This is a genomic window from Flavobacterium sp. (genome assembly GCF_049590715.1).
Lineage (GTDB): Bacteria > Bacteroidota > Bacteroidia > Flavobacteriales > Flavobacteriaceae > Flavobacterium.
Genome location: NZ_JBAWDL010000090.1, coordinates 1 through 2708 on the forward strand (window position 1 = coordinate 1; position 2708 = coordinate 2708).

2 protein-coding genes are annotated in these 2708 nt (G+C 35.0%); both read left to right on the top strand.

Going from position 1 to position 2708, the window contains the following annotated elements; translation table 11 throughout:
* The first annotated feature begins 299 nt into the window (after positions 1–299).
* Positions 300–1670, top strand: coding sequence for a glycoside hydrolase family 28 protein (locus WBQ70_RS04425; protein ID WP_423911113.1), 1371 nt, complete (start codon positions 300–302; stop codon positions 1668–1670).
* A gap of 10 nt (positions 1671–1680) precedes the next feature.
* Positions 1681–2708 (top strand): sulfatase family protein (locus WBQ70_RS04430; RefSeq protein WP_423911116.1); only part of this gene is annotated, 1028 nt, incomplete at its 3' end.

A 2708-nucleotide genomic window follows, 5' to 3' on the forward strand; every position in this document is an offset into this window, starting at 1 on the left:
AGGGCATTAGTTTTTTTTTGGGCGTAACCCTCCGTAAAAACTACGGGTCGGGTTTTCCGTTCCCGCTTTTTTTAATCCTGTAAAAAACAGGATTAAAAAAGAGCTCCACTGCAACCCCTTACGCAAGTAATTCTGAGTAAATTGTAATTTATATTAAAAATTAGATGTCAATTCGTCGCATTAGTATCAGTCTGAGCTTGTCGAAGACCCGCAAACAAAACACATTTTAACAAGCTCAATGTAGCAAACAAAATAGCTATAAAAAAAAGAATTAGAACCCACGGATTATAAACCGAAACATGAAAAAAACATTCTTACTTTTCTTTCTTACTTTCACTTTCGCTATCCAAGCCAAAGACTATAATGTTTTAGACTATGGAGCAAAAGGTGACGGAATTACTAAAGATACGCAAGCGGTCCAAAAAGCCATTGATTTGTGTTCAAAGGAAGGAGGAGGTAAGATCATTATTCCATCAGGAAAAAGAGTACTTATAGGCACCATCTATTTAAAAGATTTTGTAACCCTTTATCTTGAAAATGGTTCTGTTTTATTAGGTAGTCCAGATTATTCGGATTATACTACTGATACACATAAAAACACCTATAAAAACGAACCACATATGGATCGTTGTTTGATCTTTGCTCGTGATGCCAAATCGTTTTCCATAGAAGGAAAAGGAACGATTGACGCTAATGGTCATCCTAAAAACTTCACCAAACAAAAAGGTGGACGTCCTATGATGCTTCGGTTTCTAAATTGCAATGACATTCACTTAAAAGACGTAACCTTGTTGAACCCAGTAGCTTGGACATCGGCTTGGTTGTATTGCAACGAAATTGTAGTAGATGGTATTAAAATAATCAGTAGAGTCAACCACAATGGTGACGGACTAGATTTTGATGGCTGTACGAATGTGCGCGTGTCCAATTCTTCATTCGATACCAGCGACGATTCTATTTGTTTGCAAACTTCAAGACCCGATAAACCTTGTAAAGACATTACGATTACAAACTGTGTTTTTACTAGCAAATGGGCAGCAATGCGCTTTGGATTGGCTTCTAGAGGGGATTTCGAATCGGTTACCGTGAGTAATTGTACTTTTCATGATATTCTAGATTCGGGTTTAAAAATCCAAATGAATGAAGGCGGCGAAATGAAAAACATGATTTTTTCAAATATCGTAATGAAAAATGTGCCGAGACCTATTTTTATGACCTTCTGCCAGCAACGTGCTGGTGTAGATGCCCCTATAGAAATGGCACCTATGAAAGCCATGCACGGATTTATTTTCGAAAATATTATTGTTGATAATAAAGATTTAGATAAAAACTCATCTATTTTTATAACAGGGATGCCCAACCATTACATTACTGATATTCAGTTGAAAAACATTCAAATGACTATTTCTGGTGGAGGTACAAAGGAAGATGCTTCCAATAAAAATATAAAAGAATTTACCCTTGAAACCTTGGATAATTGGTGGCCAGAATATAGTAAAGTAGGTACTTTACCTGCTTCAGGAATTTTTGCTCGTCATATTGATGGTTTATCAATTGATAATGTTCACATCAATATTGTAAATAAAGACGAACGTAAACCCGTTGTTTTTGAAGATGTCTTAAATAGTTCTGAAGAAAACATTTTTGTAAATAGAAAAAAAATAAAATAATAATTGAATCATGAATAATAAACTAGTAAAACTATTTTTAGTTAATCTGATAACAACCTTTGCGTCTTATGCGCAACAGCCTAATATTGTTTGGATTGTTTCTGAAGACAATTCGAAGCATTACATGAAATTGTTCGACGAACACGGAATTACAACACCTAATATTGAAAATCTAGCCAAAGATGGAATCGTTTTTGACCGTGCTTTTTCGAATGCAGCGGTTTGTAGTGCGGCACGTTCCACTTTGATTACATCTAGTTATGGGCCTAGACTAGCTACGCATTACCACAGAGCCGAAGGAAAAGTTACACTAGCAAGCAATCAAGAAATGTTTCCCGCTTATTTGAGAAAAGCAGGATATTATACGGCTAATAATGCTAAGGAAGATTACAATATCAATAAGTCTAAAGACGTTTGGGACGATTCTTCTAAAAAAGCAACATACAAGGACAGGAAACCAGGACAACCTTTTTTCTATGTATTCAACATCGAAACAACACACGAAAGTCGTATTCATTTTTCAAAAGAAACAATGAATACTACTAAAACAGCAATTGATCCAAAAACGGTTTTTGTACAACCCAATCATCCTAACACCGAATTATTTCAATATTCAAATACCTATTATCGTGACAAAATCGTAGCGATGGATAAAGAAGTAGGCGAGGTGATTAATCAATTGAAAAAAGATAATTTGTATGATAATACTATTATTTTCTATTATGGTGATCACGGCGGGGTATTACCAGATAGTAAAGGATATTTAACGGAAACTGGTTTACATGTACCTTTAGTAGTGCATGTTCCTGAAAAATATAAAAACGTAGCGGTTTTTCAACCTGGCTCTAGAACGAATTCTTTTGTGAGTTTTGTTGATTTTGGTGCGACAGTTTTAAACCTAGCAGGTGTGGATGTACATAAAACCATGGACGGAAATCCTTTTTTAGGAAAAAATATCTCAGCTAAAAATTTAGAAAAAAGAGACGAGACTTTTGGGTATGCAGATCGTTTTGATGAAAAATATGATATGGTTAGAAG